The sequence below is a fragment of the Affinibrenneria salicis genome, from assembly GCF_008710095.1.
The window spans coordinates 140,487-161,945 of sequence record NZ_VYKJ01000012.1 but is presented as its reverse complement, the minus strand read 5'-3'; the positions used below and the strand labels follow the sequence as shown (position 1 = coordinate 161,945).

General features: G+C 56.9%; 19 protein-coding genes and 1 pseudogene. 3 read left to right on the top strand and 17 right to left on the bottom strand.

What is annotated here, in order from left to right; all coding sequences use genetic code 11:
• Nucleotides 1-3: 3 nt before the first annotated feature.
• Together FJU30_RS20335 and FJU30_RS20330 are read right to left on the bottom strand one after the other, a co-directional pair.
• The gene (locus FJU30_RS20335; protein WP_150436797.1) at nucleotides 4-285 is read right to left on the bottom strand and encodes a PTS sugar transporter subunit IIB; all 282 of its coding nucleotides are present in this window, start codon (nucleotides 283-285) and stop codon (nucleotides 4-6) included.
• A gap of 254 nt (nucleotides 286-539) precedes the next feature.
• Entirely contained in the window at nucleotides 540-1,013 is a 474-nt protein-coding gene (locus tag FJU30_RS20330) for a PTS sugar transporter subunit IIA (RefSeq protein WP_150436796.1), read from the bottom strand.
• A 330-nt stretch (nucleotides 1,014-1,343) separates the two neighbouring features.
• Here FJU30_RS20330 and FJU30_RS20325 point away from each other — a divergent pair, with 330 nt between their 5' ends.
• On the top strand, nucleotides 1,344-2,363 hold the full coding sequence (locus tag FJU30_RS20325) for a LacI family DNA-binding transcriptional regulator (protein WP_150436795.1): 1,020 nt from the start codon (nucleotides 1,344-1,346) through the stop codon (nucleotides 2,361-2,363).
• Nucleotides 2,364-2,398: 35 nt separating this feature from the next.
• Here the strand turns inward: FJU30_RS20325 and yfcD are convergent, their stop codons facing one another.
• Together yfcD and yfcE are read right to left on the bottom strand one after the other, a co-directional pair.
• A complete protein-coding gene (gene yfcD / locus FJU30_RS20320) occupies nucleotides 2,399-3,025 on the bottom strand; it encodes an NUDIX hydrolase YfcD (protein ID WP_150436794.1) in 627 nt (208 codons plus the stop codon).
• 186 nt (nucleotides 3,026-3,211) lie between these two features.
• Complete coding sequence (gene yfcE / locus FJU30_RS20315; protein WP_150436793.1) at nucleotides 3,212-3,763, bottom strand: phosphodiesterase; 552 nt, start codon at nucleotides 3,761-3,763, stop codon at nucleotides 3,212-3,214.
• A 553-nt stretch (nucleotides 3,764-4,316) separates the two neighbouring features.
• Between yfcE and folX the strand changes: the two genes are divergently transcribed.
• Nucleotides 4,317-4,691 (top strand): dihydroneopterin triphosphate 2'-epimerase, encoded by a 375-nt coding sequence (gene folX, locus FJU30_RS20310; protein WP_150436792.1) that lies wholly within the window; start codon nucleotides 4,317-4,319, stop codon nucleotides 4,689-4,691.
• A gap of 167 nt (nucleotides 4,692-4,858) precedes the next feature.
• Nucleotides 4,859-5,779 carry a TIGR01777 family oxidoreductase gene (locus tag FJU30_RS20305; protein ID WP_150436791.1) on the top strand — a complete coding sequence of 307 codons (921 nt, stop codon included), beginning with the start codon at nucleotides 4,859-4,861 and terminating at the stop codon, nucleotides 5,777-5,779.
• 121 nt (nucleotides 5,780-5,900) lie between these two features.
• On the opposite strand, the gene hisJ is transcribed toward FJU30_RS20305, so the two are convergent.
• From hisJ to FJU30_RS20240, 13 genes and pseudogenes are all read right to left on the bottom strand, one after another.
• Nucleotides 5,901-6,683 carry a histidine ABC transporter substrate-binding protein HisJ gene (gene hisJ / locus FJU30_RS20300; protein WP_150436790.1) on the bottom strand — a complete coding sequence of 261 codons (783 nt, stop codon included), beginning with the start codon at nucleotides 6,681-6,683 and terminating at the stop codon, nucleotides 5,901-5,903.
• A gap of 375 nt (nucleotides 6,684-7,058) precedes the next feature.
• Nucleotides 7,059-7,652 carry a UbiX family flavin prenyltransferase gene (locus FJU30_RS20295; RefSeq protein ID WP_150436789.1) on the bottom strand — a complete coding sequence of 198 codons (594 nt, stop codon included), beginning with the start codon at nucleotides 7,650-7,652 and terminating at the stop codon, nucleotides 7,059-7,061.
• A 201-nt stretch (nucleotides 7,653-7,853) separates the two neighbouring features.
• On the bottom strand, nucleotides 7,854-8,753 hold the full coding sequence (locus FJU30_RS20290; RefSeq protein ID WP_223881653.1) for a glycosyltransferase family 2 protein: 900 nt from the start codon (nucleotides 8,751-8,753) through the stop codon (nucleotides 7,854-7,856).
• Nucleotide 8,754: 1 nt separating this feature from the next.
• The gene (locus FJU30_RS20285) at nucleotides 8,755-9,741 is read right to left on the bottom strand and encodes a glycosyltransferase family 2 protein (RefSeq protein WP_150436788.1); all 987 of its coding nucleotides are present in this window, start codon (nucleotides 9,739-9,741) and stop codon (nucleotides 8,755-8,757) included.
• A pseudogene (locus FJU30_RS20280) lies at nucleotides 9,738-10,847 on the bottom strand (carbohydrate-binding protein CenC); the annotation flags it as partial. The pseudogene FJU30_RS20280 and the gene FJU30_RS20285, both read right to left, overlap by 4 nt.
• A 101-nt stretch (nucleotides 10,848-10,948) precedes the next feature.
• On the bottom strand, nucleotides 10,949-11,671 hold the full coding sequence (locus FJU30_RS20275; protein WP_150436844.1) for a glycosyltransferase family 2 protein: 723 nt from the start codon (nucleotides 11,669-11,671) through the stop codon (nucleotides 10,949-10,951).
• Nucleotides 11,672-11,702: 31 nt separating this feature from the next.
• On the bottom strand, nucleotides 11,703-12,764 hold the full coding sequence (locus tag FJU30_RS20270; protein ID WP_150436787.1) for a glycosyltransferase family 4 protein: 1,062 nt from the start codon (nucleotides 12,762-12,764) through the stop codon (nucleotides 11,703-11,705).
• 210 nt (nucleotides 12,765-12,974) lie between these two features.
• Nucleotides 12,975-13,823 (bottom strand): ATP-grasp fold amidoligase family protein, encoded by an 849-nt coding sequence (locus tag FJU30_RS20265; RefSeq protein WP_150436786.1) that lies wholly within the window; start codon nucleotides 13,821-13,823, stop codon nucleotides 12,975-12,977.
• Nucleotides 13,813-15,102, bottom strand: coding sequence for a flippase (locus FJU30_RS20260; protein ID WP_150436785.1), 1,290 nt, complete (start codon nucleotides 15,100-15,102; stop codon nucleotides 13,813-13,815). The genes FJU30_RS20265 and FJU30_RS20260 overlap by 11 nt, the downstream gene beginning before the upstream one ends.
• Before the next feature lie 4 nt (nucleotides 15,103-15,106).
• Complete coding sequence (locus tag FJU30_RS20255) at nucleotides 15,107-17,275, bottom strand: polysaccharide biosynthesis tyrosine autokinase (protein ID WP_150436784.1); 2,169 nt, start codon at nucleotides 17,273-17,275, stop codon at nucleotides 15,107-15,109.
• Between the two features lie 89 nt (nucleotides 17,276-17,364).
• Nucleotides 17,365-18,414, bottom strand: coding sequence for a UDP-N-acetylglucosamine--undecaprenyl-phosphate N-acetylglucosaminephosphotransferase (gene wecA, locus FJU30_RS20250; protein ID WP_150436783.1), 1,050 nt, complete (start codon nucleotides 18,412-18,414; stop codon nucleotides 17,365-17,367).
• A 168-nt stretch (nucleotides 18,415-18,582) separates the two neighbouring features.
• Nucleotides 18,583-19,545 (bottom strand): NAD-dependent epimerase/dehydratase family protein, encoded by a 963-nt coding sequence (locus tag FJU30_RS20245; protein ID WP_150436782.1) that lies wholly within the window; start codon nucleotides 19,543-19,545, stop codon nucleotides 18,583-18,585.
• A gap of 396 nt (nucleotides 19,546-19,941) precedes the next feature.
• Nucleotides 19,942-20,763, bottom strand: coding sequence for a winged helix-turn-helix domain-containing protein (locus FJU30_RS20240; protein ID WP_150436781.1), 822 nt, complete (start codon nucleotides 20,761-20,763; stop codon nucleotides 19,942-19,944).
• Nucleotides 20,764-21,459: the final 696 nt, after the last annotated feature.

Sequence of the window (21,459 nt, the reverse complement as noted above, 5' to 3'; positions counted from 1 at the left end):
TGGTTAATTAACCGGATGAGCCTCAAAGTAAGCGCGCAGCTTCGCTTCCAGCTCGTTGATATCGACGATATTACTCAGAACCACCAACTGGCCGGCCGGAACGCTGGCGCTGTCGGCGATATCTCTTGCCATGACGAACAAATCGGCCGCGCCGGGCGTGGCCGAAGATAAATCAGAGTGTTCAACCTCCGCCTCGATATTGAGTTTCTTCAGCACCTTTTTAATATTCATTTCAACCATAAAACTGCTGCCAAGTCCTGAACCACAGATAGCCATAATTTTCATAGTATTCACCTGTAACTGTATGCAGAGAGACATGGCCAGAAATAAACTCTGGCGGCGGAACAGACGTAATATCGGAACGATAACAATGACCAGTATTAATATATTCGCCATTCATCAAACCGCAGACGCGCTGACTTCGCTTGTTAAGCCGCGTCATTTCCCCGGGCAGATCCCTCGGCGTTAATAAGCCTCATTCATGAGATTTACCCTTTGGCCAGCAATAAGGTTATGCCAATCGTTTTCTGAGCGATTGATCACTCACTTGCTGATTGCCCGAAGCTTAGGGAATGGCGGTTAATAATATCCTTAATCTGCTGTTTTGTTTTCGCCTGAAATAATGACGACATAGCCTCATTACTGGAGAAAAGCTCAGCCAGCTGCGCGATTAATTCAATATGGCTATGGCTGTCGGGCGCCGCCAGCATGACCACGATAAATACCGGATCGTTATCTCTGGAATGAAACGCTACCCCCTGGTCGATTTTCAGTAATGATAAACCTAAAGCTCCTGCCCCTTCCTCCGGCCGCGCGTGCGGCATCGCGATGCCGGGCGCCAGCACGAAATAAGGACCGAGCGTTTGGCACTGCTGCAGGATCGCCGCCACATAGCCGGCGCTGATGATCTTTTTGTGCAGCAACGGCTGAGCGCTCAGCCGCACCGCCTCGCGCCAGTCATCTACCCGCGAACAGATCTGTATATGATCGTCCATCAGCCAGTCATTCAGCATATGATTCTCCTGCCGGTCGAGTGGATGGAAGATTAACGCAACCGTTTATTCTGCAAACTGTCGATTACGATAACAGGTAAAACTTTAATCAACCTCCCGGCGATATACTGTGATTCTCATCTCAAAGATAGCGCTACCAAAACGCAACGCCGAAATATGTGATAGCGCTATCAAAAAAAACGACGTCGCGCTCGCCCGGCAACAGATTGCTTACGATTCGACGGCCGAAACGGTTAGAATAGGCCGCAACAGCCAGCGCGCGCCGACGACCATCGCCGCCAGCCGGCTGGCCCCGATCCAATACACCGAGTGATAAATAGCAGGATGGCGATGTCACAAAGTAAAAAACGACGCAGCACCGGAAAAGTAACGCTGGCCGACGTGGCTCAGCACGCCGGCGTCGGCACCATGACCGTTTCGCGGGCGCTGCGCACCCCGGAACAGGTATCGGAGAAATTGAGGGAAAAAATCGAGGCGGCGGTGGCCGAACTGGGCTACCTGCCTAACCTGGCCGCCAGTTCGCTGGCCTCCGCCTCTTCACACACCATTGCGATGATCGTTCCGCTGTTGTCGGAATTCGGCTGCGCCGATATCTTCGCCGGGCTGCAGCAGGTGCTGCAGCCGGCCGGCTACCAGATCATGCTGGCGGAATCGCAGCACTATGCGGAACGGGAAGAGAAACTGCTGACAACGCTGCTGCCGCATAACCTGGCCGCCGCCGTTCTGCTGAGCAGCGAACATACTCAGGCCACGCGCGACGCGCTGCTCAACTACCCGATCCCGGTGATCGAAGTGGGCGCGATCTGCGCCGACCCTATCGATATGAACATCGGCATCGATTATGTGGCGGCCATGCACCAGCTGACGCAGACCGTCATCGCCCGCGGCTATCGCCATATCGGCCTGCTGTGCGCCAGCCAGCAGCAATGGATCGTTCAGCAACATCTGCGCGGCTGGCATAAGGCCCTGCTGAGCCAGCATATGTCGCCGCACCGGGTGCTGAATACCGCCAGGCGCGCCTCGTTCAGCACCGGCGCGCAACAACTGCCCGAATTTCTGCTCGCCTGGCCGGAAACCGATGCGCTGGTGTGCGTGTCTGATGAGCTGGCGTGCGGCGCGCTGTACGAATGCCAGCGGCGGCGGATTAAGGTCCCGACCGATCTGGCCATCGTCGGTTTTGGCGACAGCGATATCAGCCGGGTATGCCAGCCGCCGCTGACCACGGTTACGCTGCCGCACCGCAAAATCGGCATTCAGGCCGGAAAAACGCTGCTGGCCCGCCTGCACGATAAGGCATGGCTGCCGGTAGAATCGATACCGGCGACGCTGAGCCTGCGCGACAGCTGCTGAGTCGTCCGCCCTGAGCCCGGCAGGCCGGAACCGGATTATGCGCCGTCGTCGCTGACGCGCGGCTCCGCAGCCGGCTGGAACGCCCCGCCCGCCGCCGGCGCGCTCTGCTCGCCGTCCTTCGCCCGCACGGTCGGTTTGCCGTGGCTCTGCTCGCTATTGCGGCTCAGCCACAGCGACAGCGCTTTCAGCGAGTCGGGCGTGAATTCGTCGCAGCGGGCGGTGATCTCCTGCGGCGTCAGCCAGCTGACCTCCGCGACCTCCTCTTCCTGCAGCGCGAACGGACCATGGCTGACGCAGCTGAACAGTCCGCCCCAAACCCGGCAATTCTCCTGTTCGAAATAGAACATGCCGTGTTCGGCGAAGGGAACGCCGGCAATGCCCAGCTCTTCTTCGGCTTCGCGCCGGGCCGAATCGAGCATGTTCTCTCCGCTCTGCACCACGCCGCCGGCCGTGGCGTCAAGCCAGCCCGGATAAAAATCTTTGCAGTCGGTGCGCTTCTGAATCAGGATTTTTCCCATGCCGTCGTGCACAACAATGTACGTGGCCCGGTGGCGCAGACGCTGAGCGCGCATTTGCTGACGACTGGATTGAGCAATCACCTCATTGTTCTCGTCGACAATGTCCACCCACTCAGTGCCTGCTGTCTGACCTTGTTCCGCCATCCTCTGAAACCCTTTAGTGTTCACGCGCGAACGCGCACATTTATCATTATGAATATACCCGCCAGACGCCGGACCGCCGGCAAGCGGCGCCCGGCCGGCCGCTCAGGTCATCGACCGGAAGGCACCGCCAGCGCGCCTGCGGACTAAAAGACGGCGGATATAAAGGCCGTATGAATTACCGCTAAATTAGTGGGTAATCGCGACCTGTGCAATAGTCTCATCGCCCTGCAGCGTAATTACCCGCAGGATGCCCTGGTCGAGCATGCCGTAGCTGGCCGGATGGCCGCCTTTAGGCAGGCTGGCGGAGCCGGGATTAAAACAGAGAATGTCCTGCCGGCGTTCCGCCTGCGGGATATGGGTATGACCGTAGATCAACGCGTCTCCCCTGTTAAGCGGCGGCAACTGAGCCGGATGATAAAGATGACCGTGAGTGACGAACAGGCGGACATCGCCCGCCAGCACCTGCTGCCAGGGCGCGGTGATGGGAAACGACAGCAACATTTGGTCCACCTCGCTGTCGCAATTGCCGCGCACGGCGATAATGCGGTCGGCATACTGATTGAGGCGTTCGGCGACTTTTGCCGGCTGATAGTTCTCGGGCAACGGATTGCGCGGCCCGTGGTTCAGCAGATCGCCCAGCAGAATAAGCCAGCCGGCCCGACTTTGCTCAAACAGCTGTAAGACCCGCTCCGTCGCGGCCAGCGACCCATGAATATCAGCAGCAAACATCAGTTTCATCACCTTACTCTCCGATCCGTTACGCATTTATACTCTATACCCTAAATAATTCGGGTTGCAGGCAGGCGGCGGCGCAGCGACAAATTCGTCGGCAACGAATTTGTCCAGCCAGTGGCTAACCTTCGCTGACAAACAGGATGTCTCTCATACTCCCCGGCAACCGATACAAATAGGTGATCCGGGTGAGCGACAAACCTGCCGCCGGCAGATGTGAACGCCGCTGGCGACTGCCCCCCGGGGCAAATAACAAAGCCAGCGCACTTACAACCTGAAGCATAATGGGTATAAACAATTCGGGTTACAGGAAAGGGCAAGGCCCAACAATGAAGGCCGGATAATACAGTCAACGCACCTGCAACCTGAAGTATGCCGAATATATCCAGACGCTAAGTGTAACAAACTTAGTCCTCACTTCGCTGCTGCTTTATGGCGCTCGCCGTTATCCGCCGTCCGTCGCGCAATCGGAAACAACGTGCTAATGCATTCATAATGCGCCATTTTTTGTTATGGTAGCGATGAGCAACGTCAGCTAATCAGACAGGAGGTCCGTCCCATGCCACACCCTTTCAACGATGCGGTGATCCGCATTAAAAACCTGCGGCTGCGCACGTTCGTCGGCATAAAGGAAGAAGAAATCAATAACCGCCAGGATATCGTCGTCAACGTCGTGATCCACTACCCGGCGCATCTTGCGCGCGCGAGCGAGAATATCGAGGATGCGCTGAACTACCGCACTATTAGCAAAAATATTATTCGTCATGTGGAAGGCAACCGCTTCGCCCTGCTGGAAAAATTGACCCAGGATGTGCTCGATATCGCCAGCGCCCATGACTGGATCACCTATGCTGAAGTAGAAGTGGATAAATTATTCGCCTTGCGTTACGCCGACTCCGTCTCCATCAGCATGAGTTATCGCAAGGCGCGATAGCCGGACGACGCCCCGCCGATTTCAGGCCGCGAGCGGACGGAAGTCGCCGCGTCCGCAGCGAACCGGGCCGAATGCGTCCGGTTTCAGACACCAGGCGCGTATTATGGCAGGCGGCCAACGCAGCGGCGGCCTGAAGGTGAAGGCTATATCTGCAAACGAGGTGTGAAATGCGATTATTGATCACCGGCGGGACCGGGCTTATCGGGCGTCATCTGATCCGGCGGTTACAGCTACTCTCCCACCAGGTCGCCGTGCTGACGCGCGATCCGCACCGCGCCGCCGCCCTGCTGGGCAACAAGGCGGAATACTGGTCAACGCTTGACGGGCGGACATCGCTGGACGGTTTCGACGGCGTGATTAATCTGGCGGGCGAGCCGATCGCCGACAAACGCTGGAGCGAGCGGCAAAAACAGCGCCTCTGCCGGAGCCGTTGGGAGATAACCGAACGGCTGACCCAGCTTATCAACGCCAGCAGCGAACCGCCCGGCGTATTGATTTCCGGCTCCGCCGTAGGCTATTACGGCGATCAGGGCGCGGCGCTGGTCAATGAAGATGAAACCCCGGTCAACGAGTTCACTCACCGCCTGTGCGCCCGCTGGGAGTCGCTGGCGCAGGCGGCGGAAAGCGAACGCACCCGCGTCTGCCTGCTGCGCACCGGCGTGGTGCTCTCGGCGGAAGGCGGCGCGCTGGCGAAGATGCTGCCGCTGTTCCGTTTCGGTCTGGGCGGCCCGCTGGGCTCCGGCAAACAGTATCTGCCCTGGATTCATATCGACGATATGGTCAACGCCATTCTCTATCTGCTGGATAACCCGATACTGCGCGGCCCGTTCAATATGGTTTCGCCCTGGCCGGTACGCAATGAGCAGTTTACCGCCACGCTGGCGCAGACGCTGGATCGCCCCGGCTTTATGCGGGCGCCGGCCTGGGCTATCCGTCTGGCGCTGGGCGAAGCGGCCGTACTGGTGCTGGGCGGCCAGCGCGCCATCCCGGGCCGGCTGGAGGCGGCGGGATTCGGCTTCCGCTTTTTTGAACTGAAAGAGGCGCTGCAGGATCTGCTCAGCCCCACCCCCGCGTCCCGCTCAACCTAATCCGTTCGGGCCTCGTCAGGCGCGGAGCAAAAGAAATGCGGGGGAAGACGGCGCGCAACAGCGCAGGCGGGCTAAAATAACACCGCCCGCCGAATGGCGGGCGGGCGGATCGACGGGCTAATCAGCCGCCGTAGACGTCGAAATCGAAATATTTTTTCGCCAGTTCATCGTAGGTACCGTCTTTGCGCATCTCGTCGAAGGCTTTATCCAGCGCCGCTTTCAGCTCGGTATCGTCTTTACGCAGGCCCATGCCGGTGCCGACGCCAAAGAATTTATCGTCTTTTACCGCCGGGCCGGCGAAAGCGTAATCTTTACCCACCGGCTGTTTTAAGAAGCCTTCGCTGGCCGCCACTTCATCCTGAAACGCGGCGTCCAGACGGCCGGAGGTCAGGTCGGCGTAGACCAGCTCCTGATTCTGGTAGGCCACGATGTCGACGCCCTTCGGCTGCCACAGCGCGTTAGAATACGCTTCCTGCGTGGTGCCCTGCAGCACGCCGACGCGCTTGCCGCGCAGCGACTCAACCGTCGGCTGAATGGTGGACCCCTTCTTCGCGATCAGGCGCGCATTGGCGGCATACAGTTTTTCCGTAAAGGCGATTTCCTGCAGGCGCTTTTCGGTGATCGACAGCGAGGAGATGATCGCATCGATCTTTTTCGCCTTCAGCGACGGGATCAGCGCGTCAAAATCGCTTTCCACGAAGGTGCAGTTGGCCTGCATGCGTTTGCACATCTCTTTAGCCAGATCGATGTCGAAGCCAACCAACTCCCCGCTGGCGTTTTTAGATTCAAAGGGGGCATAGGTCGGATCGGTACCCAGACGAATATTTTTAGGTGCGGCGGCTACGGCGCTGCCCGCCGCCATTAAAGCCAGAACCAGCGAAACGCGTTTTATCATTTTATTCATCTACCTGCCCTCAGCATAAGTATGTATGTGTCCATCAGAAATATCCCCCATCGCTTTCGGTTGGCGGGGCGGCGGGAACGAGCGCCGCCGGCACAACCGAAAAGAGGCGGGGATAACGGGCGCAAAGATGCCCTCTACTGTGAAGCTCTGCATTGCAGTATTCGTGCCACAGTGAACAATTCACGGTACTGGACATCGTCAAAAGCGAGAAGACAAAGCAAAAGAACGAAAGGCGGCGGCATGAACGGCGGCGGAACGGATCAATCGTGAACGGCGGGCGACGGCCGTGCACCATAATAGAACAACCGAAAGCACAAAAACGGTGCACGCCTTGTCGGTGTGCAGGCGCGCCTGCGCGTCGCCTCCCGGGTAACGCTATTCGTCGTCGGCTGACGAGGATTTTCCGCCTGACCAGCGGGTGAACAGATCCTGTTCCAGCCGAATATCGAGCTGGTCGAGAACCCGGTTAACCGTCTGATTAATAATGTCGTCAACGCTGGCCGGGCGATGATAAAACGCCGGCACCGGCGGCATAATGACCGCGCCCAGCTCGGCGGCCGCGGTCATCAGACGCAGATGGCCAAGGTGCAGCGGCGTTTCGCGCACGCACAGCACCAGACGCCGACGCTCTTTCAGAACGACATCCGCCGCGCGCGTCAGCAGATTATCGCTGTAGCTGTGCACAATGGCCGACAGCGTCTTGATCGAACAGGGCAAAATCACCATGCCCGCCGTGGTAAACGAGCCGGAAGAGATGCTGGCGGCGATATCGCGGCAGTCATACACCACGTCGGCCAGCGCCTGAATCTCCCGCAGGCTGCAGTCGCTTTCCAGCGCCAGCGTCTGCCGCGCCGCGTTGCTCATAATCAGATGCGTTTCAATGCCGGCTACCGGTTGCAAAACCTGCAGCAGCCGCACGCCGTAAATCACGCCGCTGGCGCCCGAAATACCAATAATCAGTCGTTTCATCCACCCTGCCTCTGGCTGGCCGCCCGTTTCGGGCGCAGTTTATCCTTCATCTTTCCGGCTGCGGGACGGCGGCCGCGTTCGCTCGCCGCCGTCCCGCAGCCCGCTATTTATCGGGTCCGGCTCATGCTGGCGCTGACTTTGCCGTATCGGTCGCCAATTGGCAAGAATAACCGGCCGCCGCGCCGTCCCCGGCGATTCACGTCAAAAGGGCGCGCCCTTAAAGAATAGATTGCGCATGATGTTTTTCACGTACACCGCCGCGGCCAGCGGACTGTTGATGTAAACAATGCCTTTTATACCGACCAGCAGTCCGCCGATGCGGCTGCGGCTATCGGTAATGATGCGCGAATTAATGCAGTTGTGACGCAAACGCATAATGGCGCGCGCACGCGGCGAAATCCGCCCCATCAGCCGACGTTCAAAGGCGATTTTATTCCGATAGCCCACAATGCCCTTCGCGCTGGTGGTGATACGCTCGCCATCGTGATCGTTATGCACCGCCAGCCGTTCATGCAGCGTGCCGATACGCATATCGGCCGCCAGCAGTCGGTACAGGAAGATATGATCCTGATAGCGCGGCGTATCGAAAAAACCACGCACCGCGATCGCCGCCCGGCGCCGCAGCATGATCATCGGCGTATAGGCGACGCCGGCCAGCATGAAATCCTGCAGGTCGGCGCAGCGCGCGCGGTAGTAGTTGGTCTGCATGCGCCCGTCGCGCAGAATATCCATATCGCACAGGCTGACGTCGTATTGTCCCTGACGCATAAACGCCAGTTGCCGGGCGATTTTTTCCGGATAGTAATAATCATCATCATCGAGAAAGGTGATGTATTCGCCGCTGGCGCGCAAAATACCGCTGTTGCGCGCCAGCGCACCGCCCCCGTTGCGCCGCCTCGGGCAATAAACGATCTGCCGCCGCTCGATATAGGGCGACAGACGCTGCCGGGTGCTGCGCCGGACCTCACCGGGCGGATTGTCGTCCACCACAATGATTTCCACCGCGGGCCAGCTCTGCGCCAGCACGCTGTCGACGGCGCGCGCCAGCATCTCGCTGCGGCCATAGGTGGGAATAATAACGCTAACTGTCGTATTCATCATATTATCCAACGCGGTTACGCAGGCTGGCCGCCAGGTAGTAGGACAGCGGACTGTGGTAAAACAGCAAATTGCGGCGGCTCAGCAGACGCTGCTCTTCGCGGTTCAGCGACGGATAGCTGCGTTTCAGGCCGATGGTTTCACGCAGCGCCGACGCCAGTCCCAGACATTCGAGTCCGACCAGCAGCCGGGCTTTCAGCGTGGTGACGTACAGAATTGAATACAGGCCCTGCTCCTGTCCCTCATGGCGCGCCAGCGCGGCATGGCTGAGCGCATGATCCAGATCGTCCAGATCGCGCCGTTTCGGCGCGCGCGTGATGCCGTCGGGATTGCAGCGGTAGGCCACCAGCGGCGCGGTGCAGGTGACAAAACGCTGCGCCTGCAGATAAAGCTGCGGGATCAGATGAATATCCTCGAAATTCCGCCCGCGCGGAAAACGCGCCCCTTCGAACAGCGTCGCATGATAGATGCGCGCCCAGGCGTACCACATGCCGCGATTGAACGTGTCCTGCAGCAGCGCCAGCCTGGCGCCGCGATCCTGCGCGACGTCATTGCCGGCCACCATATTCATCACGCCGTCCGACTGAATATGTCCCTCGCTGATGGCGGAGAAACGACGCGCGTTAAACGCCACGATATCCGCCTGCGGATTATCCGCCAGCAGTCGGCCAAGCAAATTAAAGTAGTCGGCCAGCAACAGATCGTCCGAATCCAAGAAGCCGATATAGCGGCCGCGGGCATGGCCGATCCCGGTATTGCGGGCGGCGCTCAGTCCCTGATTAGGCTGTTCCAGGATGATGATCTGACGCTGCAGATGGACGAAACGTTCGATGACCTGGCCGGCGACGAGCATGGCGTCGTCCGGGCTGCCGTCATTCACCAGGATCACTTCGGCCCAGGGCGGCAGCTGGCTCAGCACCGAGTTCAGACAGTCTTCGATATAAGCCTCAACCTTATAAACCGGAATGATCAGGCTTAGCATTATGTTCATGACGATGGGTTATCCTTTTCTGTCGCGCGCTGCAGCCGCAGGGCGCGGCTGCCCATGGACGGCAATGCCGCGTCTATCTGGCTTTGTCCCTGCCAGCGCCAGCCGTCGGGCAGCGCAAAGCGTGAGGTTATCGGTCGATAATAGGGGTTGACGATCAACACCAGGCCGCGATCGCCGTCGATAAACAGCCGCGCCGCAAGGCGCTCGTCGCTGCCGTTCAGCAGCTGGCTGTCGCCGGAAAGCAGGAACGGATTAAAGCTGTCGAGCTGGCGCGCGACCTGGCTGACGTCCTGCCAGACGTCGTCAAATTCCTGTTGCCGGAAAGCGCCGCGCTGGCGTTTGTAAAACAGATCGGTATAGGAGTAGAACAGCAGACCTTTGGCGCCGCCAATCAACCCCAGCCAGGCCTGATTGCGAATTTCCGCTTCGCTGGGCTGATACGGCCAACGCCAACGGTTATAGGCGGCGTGATCCATAATCTGGATCACCAGCCAGGCGCCTCTGGCCTGTTCCGCCGCCGCCACCGTCTGCCGGGTATAGCTGAGCGTCCGGTTCAGGTTGGCGTCCACCCCCACCGGATAAGGATCGCTGGCCAGCACATCCGTACTGTTGAAATAGGACTTGAGCATCCCGATCTGATTCAGCACCTGGAACGTCAGCCGATCCGGGTCCAACTGTTTAACCTGGCGGTGCATCTGTTCGAGCTGCGGCACATAGTCCGGCCCCAGTTCGTCATTGATGTACCAGGCCAGCAGATTCGGCTGATGACGAAACCGCTCCACGTAGCGGGCGGTCAGTTGCTCATAGCTCAGACGGGTTTTCGGCGCAAAGCGGGTGCCGGCGTAGAAATCCTTCACCGAGTAGATCACCTGCAGGCCATACTGTTGCGTCTTGCGAAAGTACTGGTAGGGATCGCGCCCCGCGCCGTAGTTATAGTTCAGCAAGGTATTGAATCCGGCGTCGCGAATGCGCGCCAGGTGCTCATCCGTCGCCATCTCGCCATACATATAGATGCCGAGCGGAAAGAAACGCTGACCGTCGCGCAGCGTATAGCCCTGGGCATCCAGCGTGACCCGGTTCGGTTCGGCGCGCCCCCCGGCGAGCGGCGCGTTCAGTCCGGCGTCGACCGCCGGCGCGCCGGCGCTGGCGGCGCTCAGCCAGAGCCCGGCGGCCAGCGCCAGGCCGCGCCGCAAGAAAGTGGCGGCGCTCATTGTCGTTTCATTACCGCGTTATACAGATAGGCCGAGAACATATAGCAGGACATCTGCCAGGATAATCCCAGATAGCGGCGATAAATCCGCCACTGCCAGTCGGCCGCCCGAATCTTGTTGCCGGATACCGACTGCGGCGACAGCCGGTATAGCGCCAGCGCCTCCGGCACGCAGTACGCCTGCCGGTTGCGCGCCTGCGCCAGCACCGACAGCCACATCACGTAATCTTCGTGTCCGACCCGGCGCTGATACACCTTCCCCGTGCGGCGCTGGTTGTAGATCCCGGTTAGATTGCCGATCCAGTTGCTCTTCAGCATGTCGTCGTAGGCGATAATTTCCGCGCCGCCGCGATAATTCCTGACCTGTTCCGGATCCTGTTCGAAGGTGTGGTAGTGAGAACACACCACGTCATAACGGCCGCTGTCCAGAATGCTCACCTGGCGCGCCAGCTTATGCCCGTACCAGATATCGTCGCTGTCGCAAAAGGCGATATAGTCGCCGCGCGCCGCTTCGAGCGCCACGTTGCGCGTTTCGGCCACCCCCTGATTGCTGCGGTTGCGCAGGTAAGTCAGCCTGTCGCTGATAAACGGCCGCACGACCCGAGCGGTGTCGTCCGTCGAGGCGTCGTCGACCACGTACAGGTGATAGTCCTGCCAGCTCTGATTAAGCACGCCCAGAATCGACTGCCGGATGGTTTTTGCCGCGTTGTACGCCGGCATAATGATTGATACTTTTTCGTTCATATTCGCCTCACGCGATAAGCTGTTGCCATTGGGAATAGATACGCTCAGGGCTGAAGCGCTGCGCCTTTTCCAGCGAACGGCGGGCAAAACGCGCCCGCAGCGGCGCGTTTTCGATCAACGCCAGCGTACGTTCGCTGAAGGCCGCGATATCGCCTTCAGTCACCAGGTAGCCATTGCCGTCGTGTTCAATCAGCTCGGCCGGGCCGGTCTGGCAGTCGAACGCCACCAGCGGCAGGCCAAAGCTCATTGCTTCAATCAGCACCATCGGCAGGCCCTCGTAGCGTGAAGTCAGCAGCAGCAGGCTGGCGCGGCGATAGTGGTCGGCGATATTCGGCGTGGCGGGCAGCAACATGATGCGATCGCTCAGGCCGGCCTGGTCGATTTGCCGCTGCAGCGCCGCGCGATCCGGTCCGTCGCCGACGATGTGCAGCCGCCAGTCGCCAGCGGCCGGGCGCGTCGCAATCTGTTGCCAGGCGGCGATCAGCCGATCGAAGCCTTTCTGAAAACACAGGCGGCCAACCGCCAGCGCTACCGGCGGCTGCGCCTCGTGACGCGGCGGCTGCAGGGGAAACGGCGACACATTTTCAATCACCAGACACTTGTCGGCCGGCACCCAGCGGCGAATATTGCGCAAATCTTTCTGCGTCAGCAGGATGGTGCGATCGCCCAGCAGGTAGACCAGCAGCTTCAGCCACTTCATCGGCCACGGATACTGATGGAAGCTGACGTGTTCGCTCAGCAGCAGCCGGCTGCGCGGGCACAGCAGGCGCAGGCAGGGCACCATAATCACCGACAGGCGCCCCATCGAAATGGTGATAATGCTGTCGTAGCGTCCGGCGCGCATAAACCACGCCAGACGCCATGACCAGCCCGGCGTTTTACCGCGCATAAAGCGCAGCCGCACCTCAGGCGCCAGCGGGTAAAACGATCGATCGCCGCTTATCGACAGTAAGTCCACCCGATAACCGAAACGGCCGGCCAGCGCATTGGCCAGGCTGCTGGCGACGCGTTCGGTTCCGCCTTTTTCAGCGATATTCTCAATCACAATGGCTATTTTCCGCTGCTGCATATCACCTCCGGAATGCATATTTCCCATTATTCAGGCGGCCTGATTTAAATCCCGCGCATTAAAGGATTCGCCCTGTTATAAAGGCATTCTTACTGTGCCAATCGAATTATTTAGAATATAGATCCCGCATAGATCATCATTATTCTCTTACCGATTATAAAATGCAGAATTAAACAAAAAAAATTTCCGACTGAGAGATAAATCTGCGAATTAATCCAGAAAATAGCTGCCCCACTCCCGCTCGATAGTTTCCGGTGTTAATCGCTGTAGTCCGGCGCCAGGAGTAAAGGTCAGTTCGCCGAAATAAACGCGTTCATGTACCTGATAGAAATCCACCCGCACATAGGAAAAGCGCTGCGCCACCTGGCGAGTCAGTTCCAGCATCTTCGTCAACTGGCTCGGACGGGCCATCGGCGTCGCGCTGTTCGGCACCCCCATACGGATTTCGGTACGGTTCCAGTTCTCATCGAAAAAGTCGCGCTGATGATGGCTAAACCTCTGATAATCCACCTGAATAAAAAAACGTATCTGTCCGCCGCGATTAAAACAGTGAATCTTGATATCGTTCGGAACCTTGCCGTCTTCCTGCAGCATTCTTTCCACCATGATGCGCGGGGGAATATCTTTGTAATGCCGCTCGCGGTATACCTGATAAAAATTCTGCCGCAGCCAGTCGCGGGTCAGCGCCTGCAGTTCCGCGAAGCTGGTCTGGCTTTTATCAAACACCAGTTTGTTATAACCACTGCCGTGATTGGCCTTAATCACAAACGCATTGGGTAATGCGTCGAACATCTCTTGCGTTAGTTTTTCGCCGTGCGCATAAAGTTCAATTAAATATTCCTCTCCCCACAGTTTGGCAATATAATCCCGCACCTGATACTTATCGGAAAGTCGGGTAAATATTCTCTGCGGGTAGACTTTTCTGCGCATTAATTTTTCGCTGTAATAAACCGGGCGCGCCAGATGAGGAACCTTACGAAAAAACATAGCGTATTTTAACCGATGATATAATGCATCGGGCATATGCCGATATACCCCTTTCACCAGACTATTTAACATTGACTTCTCTTACCCTCCCTATTAATCCGGGCAAACAACGGTAGCAGGTAAGCTGTAAGCGCGTTATTTGCCCTCCCCTGAAGAAACCATTGAGCACAAAAAATGAAATAAACTCGGTGATCAGCGTGGAGACCGCCGCGCCGGTAATGCCGTATCGCGGGATTAGCAGCACATTCAGCAGCACATTGACCAGCGCCGCCAGCGGCATTTTTATCGCGATAAAGCGATAGCCGCCGAACAGTACGATGGCGCGATAAGAGATCGTACCGAGAACCGAAAACAGCGAGGTGACCGAACACAGCGCCAGAATGCCGGCGGCGGCGCGGTAATGCTCGCCGAACATCAGAATGACAATCGGTCCGGCGCACAGCGACAGCAGCAGAATGACCGGCAGCGACAGCAGCAAAACCACCAGATACAGCAGGCGAATGCGCGCCTCCTGCCCGGCCGGCGAACGCGCGCGGGCCACGCCCGGCATCATGGAGGTAATCAGCGCGATTGGTACGAACACCCAGCCCTGACTCAGGGTAATCGCGGCGCTATAAAGACCGACGCTATGTTCGCCCAGCACGTTGCCCAGCATAATCTGATCAATGCGCGTATAGATGACGATCGACAGGCTGGACACCGCCAGCGGCAAGCCGACCCGCAGCAAATAGCGGCTATAGCGCCGCTGGTGACGCAGAGAGATCGGCGCCAGGGTCCGCCGTTCGCGGCGAAACAGGCAGACGCGCACCAGCCAGGGGATCATGCTGCTCAGCACATAGGGAACGGCGAACCACGCCAGCGACAGTTCGGCGCGCACCAGCGCCAGCCGCAGCAGGATGGCCAGCAACAGCGCCAGATTATTAATCAGCGTGTTAAGTTTCGATTTCAGCAGCGCGTCGTAATAGATTTTGTAGACGTCCTGCACGGAAAACCAGGCGCTGACCAGCATCAGCGCCATCATAATCTGACTGGTGCGATCCTGAGTCAGCAGCGTCCAGGCCAGCAGCGGTACGGCGATCAGAGCGAACAGCTGACGGCGGATGCGCATCGAAGCCAGCATCAGCCGCGCCCCGCTGCGCCTGCGCCTGGCCACGCGGTTAAACAGAACGGTATCGGCCCCCAGTTGAACCAGCGGCACGCCGATGGCGATCACCGAAAGCAAATAGTTAATCAGTCCGTACTGCGCCGGCCCAAGATAGCGCGCGACGTACACCGAAACGAAGATCCCCGAGAGGCTGAGCGATATGCGCTCCAGCATCAGCCACAGAGAATTGACCAGCATCGCCTTCATCGCATTACCTGACCTTTTCGTGATAGCTCGGGTAAGCGAAGGCATAATAGCTGGTTTCGCTGGCGGTTTTCTTCACCACGCCGTTGAGGATCACCCCTTTGATCGCCACGCCGTTCTGCTCGAAGCGGCGCAGACTGGTCTCAATCTGTTTCACCGTGTTGACTTCGAAATGCACCACCATTAGCGAAGTGCCGGCGTGATGGCCGACGATTGCGGCGTCGGTCACCGCCAGCACCGGCGGCGTATCGATCAACACCAGATCGTAGCTCTGACCGGCCCAGCGCAGGAAATCGGCGAAGCGCGGGTGCATCAGCAATTCCGACGGGTTGGGCGGCACCTGACCGCGCGACACAAAATCGAGGCCGTCGATATCGGTCTGTTTCACCACCTGCCCGGCCGCCGCCTGGCCGGACAACAGATCCGACAGGCCTACGCTCCCGTGTTTATTCATCCAGCGATGCAGAAACCCTTTGCGCATATCGGCGTCAATCAACAGGACGCGCTGGCCGGCCTGGGCTATCACCACCGCCAGATTGGTGCAGGTGAAACTTTTACCGCACGCCGGGCTGGCGCCGGAAACCATCAGAATATTGTTTTTCGCTTCCATCATGGCGAAGTGCAGGCTGGTGCGCAGGCTGCGGATCGCCTCCACCGACAAATCGCCCGGCGACGCTTGCGCCAGAATAGGCAGCCGCCCGCTGCTGTTTTTCGCCAGCATCTGCTGCTGAGCGCGATTGCGCTTCTGCTGCCACGGCGATAGCGGCACGGTGGCGTACACGTTGATGCCGCACCTTTCCAGCGCGTCGGTGTCGCTGATGCCGCGGTGGAACGCCGCGCGCAGCAGCACCAACGAGGCCGACAGCACGCCGCCCAACAGCATGGCGACGATGACCACCAGCATTTTGCGCGGCTTCACCGGCTTCAGGCTGGTTTCCGCGGTGTCGATAATGCGGATATTGCCCACGGTGCCGGCTTTACTGATGCTCAACTCCTGCTGTTTATTCATCAGTTGCATATAGATCTGCTGATCTACCTGCACGTCGCGCGTCAGGCGCAGGATCTCCTGCTGCGTCTTCGGCAAAGCCTGCACCTGCTTGCCCAGCCGCGCCTTCTCCGCTTCCAGCGTACCGCGCTTTTCCAGCAGCGCACGATACGCGGGGTGCGAGGTAGTATAGAGTTTGGAGATTTCCGATTCTCGGAAAGTCAGCTCATTGAGCTGTGCGTCCAACTGCACCAGAGTATCAAGCACCGACTTGGCCTCCAGCGACAAATCCACCGAATCGTTCTGCTGGCGGAATTGATTGAGCTGATTCTCGGCCTGCGTCAGCGACGCCTGAGTTTGCGGCAGTTGCTGCTGCAGAAAGGCCAGCATGCGCTGCGCTTCTTCGGTCTTGCGGTCGATATTCTGCTGCAGATAGTTGTTGGTGATGCTCTGCAGCACCGCTTCGGCGCGCTGCGGATCTTCGCTTTCCAGATTGAAGGTCATGATCCCGCTGTCTTTGCCGCCGGACGCGATATCCAGCCCGTTACGCAGATCGTCCACCGCCTTCTGGCGCGTCACTTTCATCAGCGTAAAGGTGCTGCCGGGCGGCGCCAGCAACGCGCCGACGCGCAGACTCCAGCCGCTCTGGCGCACGTTTTGCCCCACGCTGCCGCTCAGCAGCGTGACGCCGTCGGCGCTCAGGCTATAGCGCTGCGCATCGAGCGCCGTCAGCGTCAGTTTTTCACCCAGCATCGGCGCCGGCACGGTCAGCGCGTCAATACGCAGCAGCGGCGGCGTTTTACCGCTCAGGCGGGCGATGCCCTGACCGACCAGCGGAAAATAATCCGGCCGAATGCGCACCGTCAGATCGAGATCGTCCACCGCTTTGCCGATCACATAACGCGATTTCACCAGCGCGACTTCGTCCTGGGTCGCCGGCGTCTGGCCGATTGAGCTTTCCAGCGTCTCGCGCAGCAGCGCGTCGCCGGAAATCGGCTTCTCCACCTGCACCAGCGCGCTGGCCTGATAGATCGGGGGCGCCAGCAGGGCATAGGCCACGCCGAGCAGCGCCGCCGCGCCGATGGACAGAGCGATGCGCCAACGGTTGTCCCACAGCGGGCCAACCAGCTTCTCCCAGTCCAGTTTGTCATCCTGTTCGGCCAGCACCATCGGCTGTGCGCTGTTATTCATTGTTAAAGTTCCTTGCTTCATCATGACGGCTGACCCGCTGCGCAGGAGGTTAAAAGCGGACAGGGTCGGCGCTGCCGGCTGCGCCGGCGTTAGCGTTCAATTGTTGAGCGTGTAGTAAAAGCGCTGACCCGCCGCGATTCACGCAGCACGATGAAATAGGTCAGGAAACACAGCAGAAAGGCGAGCAGCATCGGGCCTTCGGCCAGCCGCAGCCGTTCGCTGACGATGCCCGCGGCCGCCAGCCCCAGCGCCAGCAGACAGCTGACCGCCAGCGCCTGACGCGCGCTCAGCCCGCGCCGCATCAGAATATGGTGCAGATGATCGCGTCCGGCCACGAACGGGCTCTGTCCGCGCAGCACGCGACGGATCATCACCGTGACCATATCCATCAGGGGAATCGCGATCAGCCATAGCGCGGTGACCGGACGCATCACCGCGGACGGCCCCTGCGTCGCCGCAATCAACAGCCACAGCACGGTAAAGCCGATCACCATGCTGCCGGCATCGCCCATAAACACCTTGCGCCCCGAGCCGAATACGCTGAGATTGAACAACAGGAAGGCGGCCAGCGCCGCAATTACGCCCAGGCACCACTGCGCCAGCGTCGCCTGGCCGCCGACGGCGAACAGGATGGCCAACGCCGCGAAGGTGATGCACGACAGCGCGCCGAGCTGCCCGTCGATGCCGTCCACCATATTCCAGGCGTTAATCGCCGCCCACACCGCCAGCGGCGTGATGACCAGCGCGCCGTAGCCCAGCAGCAGCTCGCCCTGTCCCCATAGCCGCCCCAGGGAATTCAGCTGCATGCCGGCCGCCAGCATCATGGTAAAAGCAATGCCGCCCTGCACCAGCACGCGCGGCGCCACCGGCAGGTCGAAACGGTCATCCAGTACGCCCAGCAGCGCCAGCGCGCTGATGCACAGCACATAGCAGCCGGACTGCGGCAACCACGCCGGCTGCCAGCAGGTCATCAGCGTCACGGTAAGATAAATCACCACGCCGCCCACCAGCGGGATATGTCCCTGGTGACGCTTTCTGGCGTCGGGTTTATCCACCAGGCCAACGGCAAACGCCGCCTGACGGGCAATAGCGACCAGTATCAGCGCCACAATAAATATCACACTCAGTTGATATAACATTGTTCCTCCAGCGAGTAAGTACGCTACCGCCCCTGGGTTTACAGCTCCCAATGCGCTACAAAAAACGACCCGATATCCCGGACAACGCGCACGGGGGCGTCGTCGGGTAATACCGCTATGTATCCGCCTCAGGCGGCGATAAATTGCGCTTGTTAAAAACAGGTGAATTTATTTGTTAATAAATTCATGTTTGATTGTTTTTTCAATTGCCAAATTAAGGTTGACCGGCGCGACAAAGTCGCTGTTAACATTGGTTTTAAATTGCGTCCGGGCACAGAATTTCTGTACGCGTACGCGGCTGACGGGAAATTTCTTATGAATTATTTTACTCAGCACATCCAAAACGCTGGCTGCGCATAAACCGAAGAAATAGGGAATACGAATAGTCTTATTATTTCTGCCCAACGCGGCAGAGATAATATCGACCAGCTGATTCATGGTGAAATCCGGTTTATCCACATAGTTGCTAATTTGATAAGATGGCTGCTGATCCAGCGCATATTCAAGACGGGCCGCGATATTCTCCACGTAGGCCATGGATTTCATATTATTTCCGCTGCCAATCATTACAAACCAGCCGCTGGCGATTTGCCGGAACAGGTTATAAACATTGCCTCGGTTATCCTCGCCAAATACCACGGTTGGGCGAATAATCGTCAGGCGGCGCGATGACTCTGTTTTATGCCAGGCCTCATAAACGTATTCGGCCTCCAGTTTAGACTTGCCATAATGATTAAAGGGGTTGAAACGTCCTTCTTCACCCGTTTCTTTGCTGACAAAACCATACACCGCCACCGAAGAGGTGAAAATAATCTGTGGGATATTAAGCGCCGAAGCGACCTGACATACATTGCGCGCGCCGTCGACATTCACCTGATAATACAGAGAAATAGGGTCGACATTATCGTGATGTTCCGCCGCCAGATTGATAATGGCGTCGCATCCACGCAGCGGTTGCTTCAGCGTTTCAGGTTTTGTCACATCGCCAAACTGGTATAAATCAGGAAAATGTTCACTCTTACGTTTGTCAATGATGGTCAGCGTTAGATCGGAACGGGCGCTAAGACGCTTCGCCAGTCTTGTCCCGATAAATCCGGAGCCACCAATAATAGCCACTTTACGCTTATCCATAATAAAATTGTCACTCAATCAGGTTCCCAATATTTCCTGCCCATAACAAGACAGACACTAAATATTCGTAATAGCAACCAGACTGGACAATTCATCCCGTACTTTCAAATAACAAATAATAAAATAACGTTCATTATAAGTGATGAAATCATCGCTGAAGGTGAAATGTCATTTTTATTGCTTCCAGTTTCAACGCCTCAGACATCTATACTCTATATAATTCGAGTTTCAGAAAGGCGGCAAGAAAGTGAATCCCAATGCGCTCACTCAGGTAAGTGATTCGTCTCAACTCAAGCAGCCAATGCACCAGCAGCGTAAAATATGGCGGGTATAATATTTACATGTTGGTATTACCTGGCCAATTACAGGTAACGATTTACCCGTCTTGCGCCGGACTCAAAGATAGTAGAACACGGTAATCGGCCCCACCGGCGTTCGGACACATTCCATTATCGACCCGGTCATCATCGCGCTGTCTTTCGTCTGATACAGACAAAGCAGGGTTTGCGAACTGTTGTTCAGCGGATCGTTCAGCGTCAACGTCATCACTACCCGGGTATTGTTTTGTATATCAGTGATAACCGGAGGACGCGTCTGGTTGCCCAGTACGTATGAAAAATGTGAAATAACCAGCAACAGCGCCAGCATAGTCAGGCATTTTACCAGCCTGCCGCCGGTTAATCGGAAAAAATGTTTCCGGCCGAAAGCACAGTGGCGCACGGTTGATTGCTTTATCGTTTCATGTACGGCACGCTCCTTATATACCGTTTCCCGCTCTTCCGCATGCTTAATTATCTCTTCCCGCATACCTTTATCATCCTGATGTGGTTTTTCGGATATTTCCTCTTGTTCCTCACTGATTACATCCTGATTCAGTTCAATTATTTTATCCTCATCATTAACTTTTTCCTCCGTCGTAAAGTGAAATACCTCTTGATTCTCTATCTTATACCCCAGGCGAGGAATGGTTCTGATAAGCGTATGTTCGCTGTCGCCTATTTTCTGCCGAATAGATTTAATTGTCTGATTTATCGTTGAATCTGAACAATAAGTTCCCTTCCAGGTGTTTTCTATAATTTCCGTACGCGTCACCAGTTCCGGCGATCGGGCTATAAGAAGTGAAAGTATCTGATACTCCTTCCAGCGAAGATGTGACTTTTCGCCTGAGGGAATAATCACGTCAAGATTCCTAATCTTTATTTTTCTATCAAGATTCACTTTAATTTCCTTAGCGTGCCTACCCTGCACATTTTGTATATAAATATGAAAAAATATTCAAGAATTTAAATGTAAGCTCAACAGAGTGCATTCCAGTACTGTTTATTTTTATAAAAAATGTTAATTTCATTTTTTCACATACTCTATCTGGAAAAGAAATGGGTTGGATAAACGACTCATTTTCCCTGTTGACAACATTGCCTTCCCTTACCTCTGCTGGCGTAGTAAATCACCGTAATCTCTTGATTTAGAATCAAATGAAAATAATTCGCATTCTTTAAATCAGGTAAAATTGTGAAATTTCATACAATACGGCGAATAATTATTCGGTTATTTTGTTTAATCCGATCGCCAGACAGCCTACAAAATGACAGCCGAAACAAAATGAGAGTTATCTGATTTGATCGATTAATTTGAATTAAAACCAGATAATATGCTGCCACAAGAGGGATTTTGGTAAAATTTATGAAACCATATCGTCAAAAATTACTGTGACTACCGGGGTCTTGCCGCCTGATTCTTTATACTATTTCACCTGAGCATTAACGCTTAGGCTAATTTAACCCCGGCGCTGAATAAATTACGACGGCAATTCCGGCCAATTCTCGTTAATATAGATCTTTTAATTAACTTTATTTTTACATAATAGCGAAAGGCAACCGAGCGGCGCGATCCGGTCTGAAAAATCGCGTGGCC